General features: G+C 65.5%; 17 protein-coding genes. 4 read left to right on the top strand and 13 right to left on the bottom strand.

Going from position 1 to position 17,366, the window contains the following annotated elements:
• Window position 1: 1 nt before the first annotated feature.
• A complete protein-coding gene (locus NF876_RS13665) occupies window positions 2-862 on the top strand; it encodes a glucose 1-dehydrogenase (RefSeq protein WP_262269343.1) in 861 nt (286 codons plus the stop codon).
• 58 nt (window positions 863-920) lie between these two features.
• Here NF876_RS13665 and NF876_RS13660 read toward each other — a convergent pair whose 3' ends face one another.
• From NF876_RS13660 to NF876_RS13625, 8 genes are all read right to left on the bottom strand, one after another.
• Window positions 921-1,196 carry a Rossmann-fold NAD(P)-binding domain-containing protein gene (locus NF876_RS13660; protein WP_262269342.1) on the bottom strand — a complete coding sequence of 92 codons (276 nt, stop codon included), beginning with the start codon at window positions 1,194-1,196 and terminating at the stop codon, window positions 921-923.
• A gap of 118 nt (window positions 1,197-1,314) precedes the next feature.
• Window positions 1,315-3,552: a xanthine dehydrogenase family protein molybdopterin-binding subunit gene (locus NF876_RS13655; RefSeq protein ID WP_262269341.1), complete on the bottom strand. Its 2,238-nt coding sequence runs from the start codon at window positions 3,550-3,552 to the stop codon at window positions 1,315-1,317.
• A 10-nt stretch (window positions 3,553-3,562) separates the two neighbouring features.
• Window positions 3,563-4,579 carry an FAD binding domain-containing protein gene (locus tag NF876_RS13650; protein ID WP_262269340.1) on the bottom strand — a complete coding sequence of 339 codons (1,017 nt, stop codon included), beginning with the start codon at window positions 4,577-4,579 and terminating at the stop codon, window positions 3,563-3,565.
• Window positions 4,576-5,049, bottom strand: coding sequence for a (2Fe-2S)-binding protein (locus tag NF876_RS13645; RefSeq protein WP_262269408.1), 474 nt, complete (start codon window positions 5,047-5,049; stop codon window positions 4,576-4,578). The genes NF876_RS13650 and NF876_RS13645 overlap by 4 nt, the downstream gene beginning before the upstream one ends.
• 228 nt (window positions 5,050-5,277) lie before the next feature.
• Window positions 5,278-6,354, bottom strand: a complete 1,077-nt coding sequence (locus NF876_RS13640) for a sulfate/molybdate ABC transporter ATP-binding protein (RefSeq protein ID WP_373696662.1) — start codon at window positions 6,352-6,354, stop codon at window positions 5,278-5,280.
• Complete coding sequence (gene cysW / locus NF876_RS13635; RefSeq protein WP_262269338.1) at window positions 6,329-7,210, bottom strand: sulfate ABC transporter permease subunit CysW; 882 nt, start codon at window positions 7,208-7,210, stop codon at window positions 6,329-6,331. Before cysW ends, NF876_RS13640 begins: the two co-directional genes overlap by 26 nt.
• On the bottom strand, window positions 7,203-8,051 hold the full coding sequence (gene cysT / locus NF876_RS13630; RefSeq protein ID WP_262269337.1) for a sulfate ABC transporter permease subunit CysT: 849 nt from the start codon (window positions 8,049-8,051) through the stop codon (window positions 7,203-7,205). Before cysT ends, cysW begins: the two co-directional genes overlap by 8 nt.
• Window positions 8,052-8,054: 3 nt before the next feature.
• Complete coding sequence (locus NF876_RS13625) at window positions 8,055-9,056, bottom strand: sulfate ABC transporter substrate-binding protein (RefSeq protein ID WP_315975035.1); 1,002 nt, start codon at window positions 9,054-9,056, stop codon at window positions 8,055-8,057.
• Window positions 9,057-9,776: 720 nt separating this feature from the next.
• Here NF876_RS13625 and NF876_RS13620 point away from each other — a divergent pair.
• Both NF876_RS13620 and NF876_RS13615 read left to right on the top strand, forming a co-directional pair.
• Complete coding sequence (locus tag NF876_RS13620; protein WP_262269336.1) at window positions 9,777-10,442, top strand: peroxiredoxin; 666 nt, start codon at window positions 9,777-9,779, stop codon at window positions 10,440-10,442.
• 37 nt (window positions 10,443-10,479) lie between these two features.
• Complete coding sequence (locus tag NF876_RS13615) at window positions 10,480-11,334, top strand: sulfurtransferase (protein WP_262269335.1); 855 nt, start codon at window positions 10,480-10,482, stop codon at window positions 11,332-11,334.
• Window positions 11,335-11,337: 3 nt separating this feature from the next.
• On the opposite strand, the gene NF876_RS13610 is transcribed toward NF876_RS13615, so the two are convergent.
• The 4 genes from NF876_RS13610 to NF876_RS13595 all read right to left on the bottom strand — a co-directional run bounded on the left by NF876_RS13610 (window position 11,338) and on the right by NF876_RS13595 (window position 16,077).
• Entirely contained in the window at window positions 11,338-12,534 is a 1,197-nt protein-coding gene (locus NF876_RS13610; RefSeq protein ID WP_262269334.1) for an O-succinylhomoserine sulfhydrylase, read from the bottom strand.
• 198 nt (window positions 12,535-12,732) lie between these two features.
• Complete coding sequence (cysN, locus tag NF876_RS13605) at window positions 12,733-14,349, bottom strand: sulfate adenylyltransferase subunit CysN (protein WP_262269333.1); 1,617 nt, start codon at window positions 14,347-14,349, stop codon at window positions 12,733-12,735.
• Entirely contained in the window at window positions 14,349-15,260 is a 912-nt protein-coding gene (gene cysD, locus NF876_RS13600; RefSeq protein WP_262269406.1) for a sulfate adenylyltransferase subunit CysD, read from the bottom strand. The genes cysN and cysD overlap by 1 nt, the downstream gene beginning before the upstream one ends.
• A gap of 58 nt (window positions 15,261-15,318) precedes the next feature.
• A complete protein-coding gene (locus tag NF876_RS13595) occupies window positions 15,319-16,077 on the bottom strand; it encodes a phosphoadenylyl-sulfate reductase (protein ID WP_262269405.1) in 759 nt (252 codons plus the stop codon).
• A 191-nt stretch (window positions 16,078-16,268) separates the two neighbouring features.
• Between NF876_RS13595 and NF876_RS13590 the strand changes: the two genes are divergently transcribed.
• The gene (locus tag NF876_RS13590; RefSeq protein ID WP_262269332.1) at window positions 16,269-16,730 is read left to right on the top strand and encodes an Lrp/AsnC family transcriptional regulator; all 462 of its coding nucleotides are present in this window, start codon (window positions 16,269-16,271) and stop codon (window positions 16,728-16,730) included.
• Between the two features lie 16 nt (window positions 16,731-16,746).
• On the opposite strand, the gene NF876_RS13585 is transcribed toward NF876_RS13590, so the two are convergent.
• On the bottom strand, window positions 16,747-17,366 hold a 620-nt coding region (locus tag NF876_RS13585; protein WP_262269331.1), incomplete at its 5' end, for an IS630 family transposase.

Genomic DNA, 17,366 nt, shown 5'->3' with positions numbered 1-17,366 from the left:
GATGGCTCAGGATTTTCCCAAACCACCCTTCCCCGATCAGAAGCAGCCCATGCCGGGCTCCAGCGGCGCCATGGATCCGCAGCCCGACTATGGCGAGGACAGCTACAAGGGCTCCGGACGGCTGGCCGACAAGAAGGCGATCATCACCGGGGGCGACAGCGGTATCGGGCGTGCCGTCGCTCTCGCCTATGCCCGCGAGGGCGCTGACGTGCTGATCAGCTATTACAACGAGGAGGAGGATGCCCGCGAGGCTCAGCGCCTTGTGGAGTCGGCCGGTCGCAAGGCCGTGCTCATGCCCGGCGACATCAAGGATCCGGCCCATTGCCGCGCCATTGTCGACCGCGCGGTGAGGGAGTTCGGCCGCATCGATATCCTGGTCAACAACGCGGCCCATCAGGCCTCGTTCACCTCCATCGAGGAGATCAGCGACGAGGAATGGGACGTTACCTTCCGCACCAACATCCATGCGATGTTCTATCTCTGCAAGGCCGCAGTGCCGCACATGCCGGAAGGCAGCGCGATCATCAACACCACCTCGGTCAACGCCGACACGCCGAGCCCGCAGCTCCTGGCCTATGCCACCACCAAGGGGGCCATCCAGAACTTCACAGCCGGCCTGGCGCAGCTGCTCGCCGAGAAGAACATCCGCGTGAACTGCGTGGCTCCAGGTCCCATATGGACCCCTCTCATCCCGTCCACCATGCCGTCGGAGAAGGTGAAGGAATTCGGCTCGCAGGTGCCGATGAAGCGTCCCGGGCAGCCGAGAGAGCTGGCTTCCGCCTATGTCATGCTGGCGGATCCGGATTCGAGCTATGTCTCGGGGGCCACCATTGCAGTGACCGGCGGCAAGCCGATCCTCTAGATTTGCAGGGCATGCAGCTCGGTCGCCGTGCCGACATCCCGGAGAATGGATGGGCTCTTCACGGGCCATTCCACCACTCCCGGACGGTCGCGCAGGATCCGGCCCGCTCCAGCATCGCCTGACAGCTCCCGGATGCGCCCCTGCAAGGATCAATGATCGTGACGGCAAGGCCGAGCCCTGCCGCCATGGGGGCGAGTGCTTGGCTCACATGAACCGCCCCGACGACGAGGAGCTTGATGGGCGGAATCTGCACGTTCACAAAGAACTGTCGTCCTTCCTGCTCGACGAGACCGCTCTTGCGAAGGTCGAGGTGCTCCTCGAGGCGCCGGCGCACGGGATCGTCCGCAATGTCCGTCTCACGGACGGGGCGCTGGCGTCCGGTGTCGACCTCCGTGATCAGGACAGCCGCACGACGGGCGGCGCTCTCCTCGGCCCATCCCGATCGACACGACCTATCCGAGCAGCTTGTCGATGGTGATCGGGTATTCCCGGACACGCTTTCCCGTGGCGTGAAAGATCGCGTTTCCGATCGCCGCGGCGGTTCCGACGACGCCGATCTCGCCCACGCCCTTGATGCCGAGAGGGTTCAGCTTCTCCTCGTGCTCGGACACGAAGATTACCTCGATGTCGTGGATGTCCGCGTTCACCGGGACGTGGTACTCGGCGAGGTTGTGGTTCATGAAGCGCCCGAGGTCGTGGTCGAGCATGGATTCCTCTTCCAGCGCCATGCCGATTCCGAACACGACGCCGCCGATGATCTGGCTGCGCGCCGTCTTGGGGTTCAGGATCGTCCCGGCCGCGACCGCATTGACGATCCTGGTCACTCGGATGATGCCCAGTTCCTCGTCGACCCTGACCTCCGCGAAGATCGCGGAATGCGAGTAGCCGGAATAGCGCATGTTCGTCAGCATGCCGGGACTGGCCTTTTCCTCCGCCTCGATCCTGTCGACTCCGCCGGCCTGCATGGCCTGCGCAAAGGTGACGGAGGCGCCGGGATCGCTCATCAGCCGGATTCGCCCGTCAGCGAACATCACCTGCTCGATGCTGGCATTGGCCAGCGGCGAATCGTCCATCTGGCGGGCATGCTTGAAAAGCTGTTCCCGGACCGACTGGCAGGCCTTCTGCACGGCGGACCCCGACGAGGCGGCTGTCCATGATCCGCCCTGGACAGGCGATTTCGGCAGGCTGGAATCCCCGATCCTTGCGGTCACCGCCGCCATCGGGAGACCCAGGGTCTCCGCCGCGATCTGAGTCAGGATCGTGTAGGTGCCGGTGCCGATATCGGTGGTCGCGGTGGCGACTTCGAGCTTGCCGTCGCGGGTCAGGACCGCGCGCGCGGCCGTCTTCTGCATGATGGCTTCCCATACCCCTGTCGCCATGCCCCAGCCGACGAGTTCGCGTCCCTCGCGCATGGAGCGCGGCTCGGGGTTGCGCTTGGCCCAGCCGAAACGCTCGGCCCCCACCTGGTAGCAGGCCCTGAGCTCCTTGCTCGTGAAGGTCTTCTTGTCGGCCTCGTCCACCTCGGCATAGTTCCGCAGGCGCAGCTCGATGGGATCGACGCCGGTGGCATAGGCCAGTTCGTCCATGGCGGTTTCGATGGCCGCAACCCCGATGGCCGCCCCTGGCGCGCGCATGTCGATGGGGGTGTAGGTGTCGACCTGCGCCAGCTTGTAAGTCAGCTTGACGTTGTCGCAATGGTAGAGGAGGTTCGCCCAGTTCACGACGACCTCCTGATAATCCTCGAAGGGGGAGGTGGTCTGGATGGCATCGTGCATGATGGATACGAGTGTCCCGTCCGGGTTCGCTCCGAGCGAGATCGTCTGGATCGTCAGGGGCCGGTAGCCGAAGGTGAACATCTGGTCGCGGGTCAGGACCACGCGGACCGAGCGCTTGAGCTCGAGCGCCGCCATGACGGCCAGGAACAGCTGGTATTGCGGACGCAGGCCGGATCCGAAGGCTCCGCCGATGAAGGGCGACACCACGTGAACCTGGCCACTGGAGAGGCCGAAGACACTCGACACGTAGCTCTGGCTGTTCTGGGCTCCTTGCGTCTTGTCGTGGATGGTAAGCGAGCCGTCCTCCCCGTAAACGACCGTCGAGGCATGGGGCTCCATCGGATTGTGGTGCTCGATGGCGACCCGGTATTCCCCATGGACCTTCACCGGGGCCTGCGCGAAGGCTCCCTCGGCATCGCCCCGCGGGCTTGGCGGCGCCTTGACGCCCGAGCGCTTCTTCGGCGGCACATAGGCCTCGCTCCGCCTGAGATCGAGATCGGTCATGTGGGCGTCGGTTTCGTACGCGACCCGCACGAGAGAAGCCGCATGGGCGGCAAGCTCGAACGACTCGGCGACCACCAGGGCGACCGGCTGGCCGCTATAGATCACCTTGTCGTCATAAAGCGGCCGGAAGGGCGATCCGGGAGGGGCCGTCTCGTCCCGGAACTTATGGTCGAACCAAGCCGTCCGGGGCCGGTTCTCATGCGTGAAGACCTGCAGCACGCCTGGCACGGCAAGCGCCTCCGACGGGTCGATCGACGCGATCCGCCCCTTGGCGATGGCACCCGAGACCACGATCCCGTAGGCGAGATCCGGCGCGTCGAATTCCGCCGCGTATTTCGCCTCGCCTGTGACCTTGGCGCGTCCGTCCACGCGGTTCTGAGGGGTGCCGATGTAAGCGTTCGCCTGCTGCATGGCCCTGCCCTCACTTGATCCGCTTGTCGGTTTGAGACTGGGGTGTTCCGGCCGCAGCCTGCGAGAGGGCGCGAACGATCGCCCGTCTGGCGAGATCGATCTTGAACGCGTTGTCCTCGTGGCCCTTGGCATCCTTCAGGATGTGGTCGGCAACCGCAATGAAGCAGTCGCGGGTGGCCGGCCGTCCGTGCAGAAGGGCTTCCGCCTCGGGATCGCGCCAGGGCTTGTGTGCGACCCCGCCAAGGGCAAGCCTCGCCTCGGCGACAGCATCTCCCTCCATGCGGAGAGCAACGGCGACGGACACGAGCGCGAAGGCATAGGAAAGGCGGTCGCGCAGCTTGAGATAGGTGTAGTGGCGGCTGAAATCCGCCGGCGGGAGCTCGACGGCCGTGATGATCTCCCCATGCCGCAGGTTGGTGTCGATCTCGGGCCGGTCGCCCGGCAGGCGGTGGAAATCGGATATCGGAATCGCCCGCTCGCCATCGGGCCCCGCCACGTGGACCATGGCCTCCAGGGCCGCCAGCGCGACCGCCATGTCGGACGGATGCGTGGCGATGCAGTGCTCGCTGGTGCCCAGAATCGCGTGGATGCGGTTGCGGCCGGTGATCGCCGGGCAGCCCGTGCCCGGCTCGCGCTTGTTGCAGGACGTGCCGGGGTCGTAGAAATAGTAGCAGCGGGTCCGCTGCAGGAGATTGCCACCGGTCGTCGCGGCGTTGCGGAGCTGCGGCGAGGCTCCGGCCAGGATGGCGCTGGAGAGAAGCGGGTATCGGTCCTTGATGCGCGGATCGTAGGCGGCGGCGTCGTTGGTCACCAGGGCGCCGATCCGCAGGCCGCCGCCGTCTGTCTCGGCGATCTGATCGAGCGGAAGCCGTGTGATGTCGATCAGCCGTTCCGGCCGCTCCACGTTGTACTTCATCAGATCAATGAGATTGGTGCCGCCGGCGATGAAGCGGACCGTCGGATCGGCCGCGGCCTCCCGGACGGCTTCATCGACACTTGAGGCCCGCAGGTAGGAAAATCGGTTCATCGCCCGGCCTCCCCGTCAGCCCCGATCACCTGCTCGATGGCGTCGACGATGTTCGTGTAGGCTCCGCAGCGGCAGATGTTGCCGCTCATGAGTTCGCGGATCTCGTCGCGGGTGCGTGCCCGTCCCTCCTCGATGAGGGCGACGCCCGAGCAGATCTGCCCGGGCGTGCAGTAGCCGCATTGAAAGGCATCGTGATCGATGAAGGCCTGCTGCAGGGGATGCAGGTCCCCACCCTGCGCCAAGCCCTCGATCGTGGTGATGCGTGCCCCGTCCTTCATGACCGCGAAGGCCATGCAGGAGTTGATCCGCCGGCCATCGACGATCACCGTGCAGGCGCCGCATTGTCCGTGATCGCAGCCCTTCTTGGTGCCGGTCAGGCCGAGATGATCCCGGAGCAGGTCGAGCAGAACCGTCCAGGGCAGCACGTCCAGCTGCCGGGTTTCGCCGTTGATTGTCAGGGTGACGGACATCGCCTCCGGCAGAGGCGCGCTTGACTGGCTTGCGCTCACCCTGGGCCTCCTTCGAAATGAAAAGCGATCGTTCAGGCCAGGATGGATCGGGCTGAGGCGATAGCGGCCGCAGGGACGACGGCCGTCCGCAGCCACCTTTCAACGATTCAAATCTGCTCGGGTTCCTGGTGAGCGCGCCGACCGTGCGACGCGGCGGATATCAGCGCTTTGGCGCATCCGTCGGGGGCATCATGATTCGGGGAAGAGCACGCCGTCCAGGATCTCGAGACCGATCTCCTCACCCTGACGGAGGCTCGTCGCCAGAGGAACCTCGACCTCGAGCTTCGCCCCGTCGGCGCGCAGGACCTCGATCCGCCGCATGGACCCGAGCCGTCGAACCCCGCTGATGGTGCCCGTCTGGTGCCCCTGGCCGGGAGCCGTCGGCCTCAGATGCCAGGGGCGGCAATAGAGCTGGAACGGGCTGCCTTGGGATCTCGAAGCGGCGACCGGCACGGGCTTTCCACGGACCAGCACCCGTCCGTCGCGGATGTCCGCCCGGAACCGGGCGGCCTGGCCGAGAAACGTCATGACAAACGGTGTCGCGGGATGATCCTGCACGTCGTCGGGACTGCCGACCTGCTCCAGCCGCCCCTGATTGAGGACTGCGACCCGGTCCGCCAGCTCGAGGGCCTCGTCCTGATCGTGCGTGACGAAGACCGTGGTCTTTCCAGTGCGCTCGTGGATGTCGCGCAGCCACGCACGGAGGTCCTTGCGGACCTTGGCGTCGAGGGCGCCGAACGGCTCGTCGAGCAGCAGGACGCGCGGCTCGACGGCCAGCGCGCGGGCCAGGGCGACCCGCTGACGCTGCCCGCCGGAGAGCTGCGACGGGAACCGGCTCTCATAGCCCGACAGCTGGACCAGATCGAGCAGTTCCGAGGTGCGGCGGCGGATCTCGGCCCTGGACGGGCGGCTCCCCCGCGTGCGCACACGCAGCCCGTAGGCGATGTTGTCGGCGACGCTCATGTGCTTGAACAGAGCATAATGCTGGAAGACGAAACCGACCTGACGCTTCTGCACCGGCAGCGTGGTGGCATCCAGCCCGCCGAAGAAGACCTGCCCGCGATCCGCCTCCACCAATCCCGCGATGATGCGCAGGAGCGTGGTCTTTCCGGAGCCCGACGGCCCGAGCAGCGCCAGGAGTTCTCCAGGCCGGACGGCGAGGTCGATGTCGTGGAGCGCGGCCGCGCCTGCGAACGCCTTCGTCACGCCGGCGACCCGGATACCCACGGCCTGCCCCTGGTCAGCGATGCGCGCCGCCGGCGAGATCGGCTCCGTGACGCCACTCGAGGACAGACTTGAGCGCCAATGTGAGGAGGGCGAGACATGCGAGGAGCGAGGCGACGGCAAAGGCCGCAACGAAGTTGTACTCATTGTAGAGAATCTCCACATGGAGCGGGATGGTGTTGGTCAGGCCGCGGATATGTCCCGAGACGACGGACACGGCGCCGAACTCGCCCATGGCGCGGGCATTGCAGAGCAGGACGCCATAGAGCAGTCCCCATCTGATGTTGGGCAGCGTCACGGTGAGGAAGGTGCGCCAGCCGCTCGCGCCCAGAGTCAGGGCGGCCTCCTCTTCCGCGGTGCCCTGCTCCTGCATGAGCGGGATGAGCTGCCGCGCCACGAAGGGAAACGTCACGAAGATGGTGGCCAGCACGATGCCCGGCAGCGCGAAGGCGATCTTGACGCCATGCGCCATGAGCGAGGATCCCCACAGCCCCTGAGCGCCGAAGAGGAGCAGGTAGATGAGGCCGGAGACGACCGGCGAGACGGAGAACGGCAGGTCGATCAGGGTGATCAGCAGGCTCTTGCCCTTGAACTCGAACTTGGCGATGGCCCAGGAGGCCGCGAGGCCGAAGATGACGTTCGCCGGAACGGAGATCGCCGCGACCGTCAGGGTGAGCCTGATCGCCGCTTGCGCGTCAGCCTCCTGAAGGGCCGCGAGGTAGCCGCCCCATCCACGACGGAACGCTTCCACGAACACGACGGCGAGCGGAAGGATCACGAACAGGAACAGGAAGGCGAGCGCGACCGCGATGGTCAGCCGCCGCACCCAGCGTCGCTCCGTCACGACCGGGACGGACGGGGAAGGCGGCGCGAGATGAACGGCGATCGCGTCAGACATATCCGAACCTCTTCCGGCTCCAGGCTTGAAGCAGGTTGATCACCAGAAGCGCCGTAAACGAGATCGCCAGCATGATCGTCGCGATCACCGTCGCGCCGGTATAATCGTATTCGGACAGCTTGATGACGATCAGCAGCGGGGCGATCTCCGACACGTAGGGCAGGTTCCCCGCGATGAAGATCACCGAGCCGTATTCGCCCACCGCGCGGGCGAAGGCGAGCGCGAATCCGGTCAGGACCCCAGGCAGGAGCGGCGGCAGCAGAATGCTCCACACGGTCCGCCACCGGGATGCCCCGAGGAGTGCCGAAGCCTCCTCCAGCTCGCGCTCGATGTCGGCGATGAGAGGCTGGACCGTCCGGACCGCGAAGGGCAGCCCGATGAACACCAGGGCGACGAAGATGCCGAGGGGCGTATAGGCTACCTTGAGGCCGAGAGGCTCGAGGAAGGAGCCCACCCACCCGTTCGGCGCATAGAGGGCCGCCAGCGCGATGCCGGCCACCGCGGTCGGAAGGGCGAAGGGCAGATCGACGATCGCATCGACGATCCTGCGGCCGGGAAAGTCGTACCGGGTGAGGGCCCAGGCGACCAGGAGCCCGAACAGGGACGCCACGGCGGCTGCGACGAGCGAGATGCTGAAGCTCGTCCAGAGCGCGGCCGCCACCCGGGGCTCGACGGCGACCGCGATGATGCCGGACAGGCCGATCCCCGACGCCTTGGCGATGAGCGCGCCGAGCGGAAGCAGCACGAGGAGCCCGAGATAGAGCAGAGTGTAGCCGAGCGTGATGCCGAAGCCCGGCATCACGCTCGCTCGTTTCAGTGGCAGGAGGGTGCCGGACCGCATGGATCAACGCTTGCTGATCTGATCGAAGAGCCCGCCCGAGTCGAAATTGTTCTTCTGGATGTCGTCCCAATTGCCCTGCAGGGACTCGATGGTGAACAGCTTCAGGTTCGGCAGGGCCGCGAGGTCCTCCGGCTTGGCCGCCTCGGCCTTGCTCGGACGGTAATGGTGCTTGGCGAAGATCGCCTGCGCCTTGTCGGAATACAGGAACTTGAGGTAGCCCTCCGCGACTTTGCGCGTGCCTTTGGCGTCCACGTTCGCATCGACGAGCGCCACCGGCGGCTCCGCGAGAATCGACAGGGTCGGCACCACGATCTCGAACTTGTCGCGACCGAACTCGTCGAGCACCAGGAAGGCCTCGTTCTCCCAGGCCGGCAGCACGTCGCCGAGGCCGCGCTGGGCGAAGGTGACGGTCGATCCGCGGGCGCCGGTATCGAGCACGGGCACGTTCCTGTAGAGCGCGGTGACGAAGTCCTTGGCCTTGTCGGCGCTCCCGTCCTTCGCGTGGGAATAGCCCCAGGCGGCAAGGAAGTTCCAACGTCCGCCGGCAGATGTCTTCGGATTCGGCGTGATGACCTGGATGCCCGGCTTCACCAGATCGTCCCAGTCTTTGATGCCTTTCGGATTCCCCTTGCGGACCAGGAACACGACGGTCGATGTGTACGGCAGTGAATTGTTGGGCAGCCTGCTGCGCCAGTCCGCCGGAATTTTCTTGGTGGCCTTGGCGATCGCGTCGATGTCGGAGGGAATGCCGAGGGTCACCACGTCGGCGTCGATTCCGTCGATCACCGTGCGGGCCTGCGCGCCCGATCCGCCGTGCGACGCGCGGACGTTCACCGCCTCGCCGGTCTGCGCCTTCCACTCGTCCGCGAAGGCCTGGTTGATCTCGCGGTAGAGTTCGCGGGTCGGATCGTAGGACACGTTCAGCAGCTGCGTCTGCGCCGACGCCGCGCCGGACAGGGTCAGAAGGCTGGCGCCGATCACCAGCGCCGCAACGACGGATCGCAGCGGCGAGAGCCTGCTCTCACCGGCGACATCCAAGAACCTGCCTTGCAAGAATCTGCTTTGCACGTGACCCTCCTGGGCTTTGACCGCGGCAGCACGACCTGTGACACGTCGGACCGACGCCCCGTCTGGAACGAAGCAAAGAACTATCCGTTAAAAAGAACGATTGTCAAATGGAGCGCGGCGCCGTTTGCGCACTCGCGAGCGCAATGAGACCTCTGATGCGCTTCGGATCCGGACGGCCGGGGAATTCTATTTCGACCTGACAAGTCTTTCGAAGGAAAATCATTCTGACTTGCGCCTATGGACCGCAGGATCATTCTTATTTTATTCGCCTTCGCCGAAGCAGGCATTTTCTTGTCTGTCGTGGGCCGGAACTATGCTCTCTGAGAACGTTCTGCTAAGAAACCCGCCTGCCGGAGATGAATATTACCCTTAAAGGCTGTTCTTTAAAAAGAACATTTTGATTGACTCCTGCCCTCGCCGGAACAACACTTCCTTCGTGCCGGCCGGTGCGTGTCCTCGCGCCGGCCGGTCCGCCACCGTCTCGTCAGGCACTGAGGTCGTTTCGACCCTCATGCCGGATCCAGGAGGGTTTGTAAGATGCTTCTTGGGAACGACCGCGAATCGGCAGCGCGCACGGGATCGGAAGACTGAGACTGCACCCTGCTTTGTAGACTTGACGATCAGCCAACAGATGCATAGCGCAGAAGGAATCCCGCGATGACACTTCAAATCGGACAGACCGCCCCGGACTTCGAAACGGTCACCACAGATGGCCCCATTCGCTTCCATGAGTGGATTGGCGATTCCTGGGCGGTGCTGTTCTCGCATCCGAAGAATTTCACGCCGGTCTGCACCACGGAACTCGGCGAGGTCGCCCGCCTCAAGCCCGAGTTCGACCGCCGCGGCGTGAAGGTGATCGGCTTTTCCGTCGACCCGGTCGCGAAGCACGCGGCTTGGGCGCGCGACATCGAGGAGACGCAAGGGGCCGCCGTCAATTACCCGATCATCGGCGACCAGGACCTCACAATCTCCAAGCTCTATGGCATGCTGCCGGCCCAGGCGGGCGACACGGCGGAGGGGCGGACGGCCGCCGACAACCAGACGGTTCGCAACGTCTTCATCATCGGCCCGGACAAGAAGATCAAGCTCGTCCTGGTCTATCCCATGACCACGGGCCGCAACTTCGACGAGGTGCTGCGGGTCATCGATTCCCTCCAGCTCACGGCAAAGCATCGCGTGGCGACGCCGGCGAACTGGAAGCAGGGCGAGGACGTCATCATCGCGGGCTCGGTCTCGGACGAAGAGGCCAAGAGCCTCTATCCGGGCGGCTGGAAGGCGCCCAAGCCCTATCTGCGCATCGTGCCGCAGCCCAAGGCGAACTGATCCCCGTCCCCCCGCTCGGCCTCCGTTGACCATGACCATGTCACCGCTCGTCTCCGTCGAATGGCTCGCCGGCCGTCTCGATGACCCATCGATTCTGATCGTGGATATCCGGTCGACGGAGAGCGGCGGCCGGGCATCCTTCGAGGCGGGGCATATCCCCGGCGCCGTTCACAGCGATTACGCGGCCGACGGCTGGCGTATCGCTGCAGGAGGCGCCGGCGGCCTTCTGCCTGATGCCGCGCACTTGTCCGGCCTGCTGAGCCGCATCGGCCTCGCACCCGCGCGTCACGCGATCATCGTGTCGGCCGGCGAGGCTCCGTCCGACTTCAGTGCGGCGGCCCGGGTCTTCTGGACCTTGAAGGCCGCGGGCCATGAACGGGTCTCGATCCTCGATGGCGGCTATAGGGCCTGGCACGACAGCCGCAAGGCCATCGAAAAGGGCGCTCATTCGGCAACGGCGAGCGCCCCTTACCCGGTCCGGCTCGACGAAGACTCGAGAGCCAGAATCGATGCCGTCGAGACGGCCCTTGCGCGCAGTGCCGCGACACTGCTCGACGGGCGCTCGCAGGCGCAGTTCGATGGGCGGGAGAAAAGTCCGCAAGTCGCCCGCGCCGGGCGCCTGCCGGGCGCCATCCATCGGGATCAGGTGGAGGCCTTCCACCCGGGCACGGGACGGCTGCGCCCCATCGCCGAACTCGAACGGCTCTTCGGCGACATCCCGCCCGGACCGGTGATCAGCTACTGCAACACCGGCCACCTCGCCTCGACCAACTGGTTCGTCCTCTCGGCGTTGCTCGGGCGCCCCGACGTCAGGCTCTACGACGGCTCGATGTCGGAATGGACGCAGGAATCCGGCAGGCCCGTCGTGACGGATCCGGACCTCCGCCGATAGCCGTCAAACCGGCTCGAGAGCCTGCAGCAGGTCGCCGATCAGATCATCCTCGTGCTCGAGGCCGACCGACAGCCTGACCAGCCCTTCGGAGACCCCCATCTCCGCCCTCTCCTCCGGGGTGAAGCGCTGATGCGTCGTCGTGGCCGGATGGGTGATCAGGCTCTTGGCATCCCCGAGATTGTTGGAGATCCGGATGAGTTCGAGGGCGTTCAGGAAGCGGAAGGCTCCGGCCTTGCCTCCTTCGATCTCGAGGGCGATCAGAGTCGAGCCGCCCGTCATCTGCCGGGCGATGATCTCCGCCTGTGGATGATCGGTCCGGCCCGGATAGATCAGGCGGCGGATCTTGGAATGGCCCGCCAGGGCGTCCGCGACGGCGGCGGCCGTCCGGGTCTGGCGCTCGACGCGCAGGGGCAGGGTCTCCAGGCTCTTCAGCAGCACCCAGGCGTTGAACGGCGACATCGACGGACCGGTCTGGCGAAGCAGGGTGTGAACATGGGTCTGGATGAAGTCCTCGGAGGCCAGGATCACGCCGCCGAGGCAGCGCCCCTGCCCGTCGATGTGCTTGGTGGCCGAATACACCACGCAATCGGCTCCGAGCTGCAGCGGCTTCTGCCAGATCGGCGAAGAGAACACGTTGTCGACCACGAGCTTCGCTCCGGCCTGACGGGCGATGCCGGCGACGGCTTCGATGTCGATGACCTCGAGCGTAGGATTGGCCGGGCTTTCCAGGAAGAAAACCTTCGTGTTCGGCCGAACGGCTTTGCGCCATGCATCGAGATCCGTTCCGTCGACCAGGGTGGCGGCCACGCCGAACCGCGGCAGGAGTTCGGCCACCACATAGCGGCAGGAGCCGAAGAGGGCTCGGGCCGCGACGATGTGGTCGCCCGCCTGAAGCAACCCCATGAGGGCAGCCGTTACGGCAGCCATGCCGGTCGCGGTCGCGCGCGCGGCCTCGGCGCCTTCGAAGGAGGCCATCCGCTGCTCGAACATCGTCACGGTCGGGTTCGAGAAGCGGGCGTAGAGAAAGCCCGGGCTCTCGCCCGTGAAGCGCGCCTCGCATTCCTCTGCGCTTTCATAGACATGGCCCTGCGTGAGGAAGAGCGCCTCGGAAGTCTCGCCGAAATCCGAGCGCAGCGTGCCGTCGTGGACAAGACGGGTCTGCGCATGCAGGGAAGGGTTTCGCGGGGAGCGTTCGCTCATGGGTTTTCCTTCAATCTCGCCCGGCCGCGGCGTCACGACGGCTCTGGGCGTTCCACATGATGATGATGGATGTCCGGCAAGAGGATCGCGCCTCTAGAGCCTCGGGCCCGAAGTTGGATCCACTTTTGGGATTGATCCGATGCTCACTGACCGAAGCGGCGCATCGTTCGGAGCGGACCCGGAGGGCCGCACGATGCGCTAGTTGACGCCCGAGCTCTGCGGCCCGCCGCCATGCTTTCCGGTGGCGACGGACAATCCGTAGCGGATCCGGGCCCACAGGCGCTCGTGGCCGTAATACAGCACGAGCTTGGTCACGACCTCGGTCGCGCCGATCGCCGTCGCCAGGCGAATGTCCTGGGTCAGGACGACCGCGGCGCCGACGGTCGCAACGGATCCGATGACCCGCCACGACATGGCCTTGAGAGCGCTTCGCCGCTTCTGTTCCCCGGACCACTTGATCCAGGCCAGCGGGGCATTGGTCCGGACCGCTTCGAGGTTGACCGGCTGTTCCGCAGCGGCGCCGTCGACGAGACCGATCGCCACCGTGTCGAAGCTCTCCCGGTCGATGAGGATGAAGCCGCCGGTGCGACGGCTCTCAGCGTAGGGGTCGAAGGCGACAGGCTGGTCCAGGGCGAGGACCACGTGGCCGACATCGTTGGCCCCGAGGGACGACACGGCCACGGAGGCGAGCGACGCCAGATCGATCCGCTGCCGCACGCGCACGACCCGCGCGGGCACGGCCGCCGCCCCAAGCTTCAGAAGAAACTGATCGCCTTCCTTCAGATGCTCCGTGGCCATCCAGAACAGGCGAGCCTCGATCCTGTCGGAGACCTGGGCCTGCCGCTCCATCGAAGCGATGACGTCGCCTCGGGAGACATCCACCTCGTCGAACAGGGTGAGCGTGACGGACTGACCGGTAACGGCCTCGGCCAGGTCGCCATCCATCGTCACGATCCGGTCGACGGATGTCTCCAGCCCGGAGGGCAGGACGCGCACCCGCGATCCCGGCCGGATCCGCCCGCTCGTGACGATGCCGGCGAACCCTCGGAAATCCGGACTCGGCCGGTTGACCCACTGGACCGGCATGCGGAACGGCGCCGCATCGGCCTTCTGCTCGACCTGGATGGTCTCGAGATAGGCGAGCAGCGTCGGTCCCTCGTACCAGTCGGCCTGCGACGACGGCTCGACTACGTTGTCGCCGTTGAGAGCCGACACCGGGATGGCGTCGACCCGGTCGAAGCCCAGATTGACCGCAAACGCCCGGAACTCCGCTCCGATCTGCTCGAATCTCTCCCTGGACCACGCGACGAGATCCATCTTGTTGATCGCCAGGGCCACATGACGGATCCCGAGCATCGACACGAGAAGGGCGTGGCGGCGCGTCTGGCGCGTGATGCCCTTGCGCGCATCGATGAGCAGGATGGCCACATCGGCCGTCGACGCGCCGGTTGCCATGTTGCGGGTGTATTGCTCGTGGCCGGGAGTGTCGGCCACGATGAAGCTCCGCTGATCTGTCGAGAAGAAGCGATAGGCGACATCGATGGTGATGCCCTGCTCGCGTTCGCTGGCCAGTCCATCGACCAGAAGGGCGAAGTCGATGCCGCCGTCCTGCGTTCCGTGCCTGCGCGAGTCGCGCTCGAGCGTTGCGAGCTGGTCGTCGAACAGACGCTTGGACTCGTACAGCAGGCGTCCGATCAGCGTGGACTTGCCGTCGTCGACGGAGCCGCAGGTGATGAACCGCAACAGGCTCTTGCGCTCATGCGCCGCGAGATAATCCTCCAGCTTGAAACTCTCGGGTTCGAGATGAACCGACATCAGAAGTAGCCCTCTTGCTTCTTGCGTTCCATGGACGCCGCCGTGTCCTTGTCGATGGCGCGTCCGTGGCGTTCGGATGTACGCGCTTCGAGCGTCTCGCGAATGATGTCGGGGAGCGTGGACGCCGTGCTCTCGACGGCCCCGGTCAGGGGATAGCAGCCGAGCGTCCTGAACCGCACGGACCGCAGCTGCGGCCGCTCGCCCGGATGGAGCGGCAACCTCTCGTCATCCACAAGGATGAGCATGCCGTCCCGCTCCACCACCGGACGCTCGGCGGCGAAATAGAGCGGCACGATGGGGATGTTCTCCCGGTGGATGTAGAGCCAGATGTCGAGCTCGGTCCAATTGGACAGGGGGAAGACACGCAGGCTCTCGCCTCGGCGCTTGCGTCCGTTGTAGAGTTGCCAGGGCTCGGGCCGCTGGCGCTTGGGATCCCACCGGTGATGGGCGTTGCGCAGCGAGAACACCCGTTCCTTGGCCCGCGACTTCTCCTCGTCGCGCCGGGCGCCGCCGAACGCGGCATCGAACCCGTACTGCTCGAGCGCCTGCTTGAGCGCCTGGGTCTTCATGACGTCGGTATGCACTTCCGAGCCATGGCTGATCGGACCGATGTTGCGGGCAAGCCCCTCCTGATTGGTGTGCACCAGAAGATCAATCCCGAGTTCGCGCGCCCGGCGATCCCGGAAGGCGATCATCTCGCGGAACTTCCAGGTCGTGTCCACATGCAGAAGGGGGAATGGCAGCCTTGCCGGATAGAACGCCTTGAGAGCCAGGTGCAGCAGGACCGAGGAATCCTTGCCGATGGAATAGAGCATGACGGGATTGTCGCTTTCGGCGACGGCCTCGCGCATGATGTAGATGCTTTCCGCTTCAAGGCGGTCGAGATGGGTCAAGCCCGACCGGAACTCCATGCCGCCGGTCGGAAACCCTTGAGGCTCGGGCCGCTTCCGGGAGCGGGCCTCTCCCACGTCACGCCCGCCGATCATGGGAATGCTCCTGAATTCTCTGGGTGGGCACGAGATGCAGGCCACATTCCTTCTTGGCCTCCTGCTCCCACCACCAGCGGCCCGCACGCTCGGGCTCGCCGAGCCGAACCGCCCGGGTGCAGGGCGCGCAGCCGATGGATGGGTACCCCTGGTCGTGCAGCGGGTTGTAGGGAACGGCGTTGTCGGTGACATAGCGGACGAGGTCCTGCCGGCTCCAATCCGCCAGGGGATTGAGCTTGATCAGGCGATAGCCGTCGTCCTGCAAGGCCAGCGGCACAGCCGCGCGGAAGGCCGATTGTTCGGCGCGAAGACCCGTGATCCATCCGGCCGCCCCGGCCAGAGCCCGGCCCAGGGGCTCGACCTTGCGGATGTCGCAGCAGGCTTTCCGGGCCTCGACCGAGTGCCGGAAACCGTTGATGCCCTGACGGGCGATCAAGGCCTCCAGCTGGACGCGATCGGGACTGACCGCGTTGATCCGACGCCCGTAGCGCTCCTCCGTCTGCGCCCAGAGGTCATAGGTCTCGGGAAACAGCCGCCCGGTGTCGAGTGTCACGAGTTCGATGTGAATGTCGAGGCCGGCCCTGAAGATCGCATGGGTGATCGCCTGATCTTCGAGACCGAAGCTGGTCGTGAAGACCAGGCGGCCGTCGATCGCACGCGATGCGAGAGCGAGCCTTTCCGCCAGGCCCCCTTCCTTCATGGCGCGGGCCAAAGCGTCGGCCTGCACGCCTCCTGAGCCCATATCCATCGTCGACATCTCCAAAGCGCAAAATCGAACTTGTTCTTAATAACGAACGGTGTCAAGGTCAGGCTGTACCGAACCGGGGCGCGAACCGCTCGCCGTCTCGACAAGGATGTCGCAAGAAGAGAATATTTTTCCCCGAAACATGAAGAGCCAGGGGAGCAATATTCGCCGAAGCACGGGATGCAGAGATGGACCGCATCGACCGAAAAATTTTAGATCTTCTTCAGCAAGATGGCACGCTTTCTGTCGCGGATATCGGCCAAAGGGTCGGCCTCTCCCAGACGCCGTGCTGGAAACGCATCCAGCGCCTCGAGGCCCAGGGGGTGATTCAACGCCGGGTGGCCCTTCTGGACCCGGAGAAGCTCGGGCTCGGCCTGACGGTTTTCGTCTGCGTGGAGACCGGCGACCACACGCAGGAATCCCTGGAGCGCTTCGCAACGACGATCTCCACCATGAGCGAGGTGGTCGAGTTCCACCGCATGGCCGGGGACGTGGATTACCTGCTGCGGGTGGTCGTCCCGGACGTCAAGGCTTACGACATGTTCTACAAGCGCCTGATCGGCATCGTCCCCTTGAAGAACGTCAGCTCGCGCTTCAGCGTCGAGCGCGTGAAATCCACCACGGCCCTGCCGATCGAGATCACCGCCTAGATCCTTTGCCCAGGGATTATGACCCTTTGGCGAGTGGCTCGAGAGGAGCGGTTTTGGGATAGGCACGGCCCATCTTGGTGCGGGCCTTCTCTGTCGTGAACATCCAGGTCATGCGTGCGCCGGTGGCGTTGCGCTCGCGCTCCCAAGCCGCGATTTCCCGCTCGAGCCCCTCGCGCGTGTCGATGCGTCGATCCAGGCACTGGCCCTTGAGCACCCCGATCTCGATCTCGACCATGTTCAACCAACTCGCGTGCTTGGGGGTGAAGTGGAACTCCAGCCGCTCCAGGAGGCGATGCGCCTCCGGGGCCGGGAAAGCCTCGTAGAGCGCGCCGGGTGAGTGCGTCGACAGGTTGTCCATCACGACCCGGATCCGCTCGGCCTGCGGAAAGTCAACATCCACAAGCTCGCGCATGCAGTGGGCGAAGTCGCATGCCGTGCGCTGCTCGCTGACCGTGACCCGGCGCCAGGGCTGGTGCGCATCCACCATCACGAACAGGTTCACTGTGCCGCAGCGGCGGTACTCGTAGTCGATGCGCTCGACCTGTCCCGGTGCGGCCGGGAGCGGCTGACGCGTCTCGCCGATGAGCTGGACCGGGCTCTCATCGAAGCACACCACCGGGTGCTGCGGCTCGGACG

It is taken from the genome of Microvirga yunnanensis (assembly GCF_025460875.1).
The sequence above is the reverse complement of the archived record's forward strand: the minus strand, read 5'-3'. Positions and strand labels throughout refer to the sequence as shown.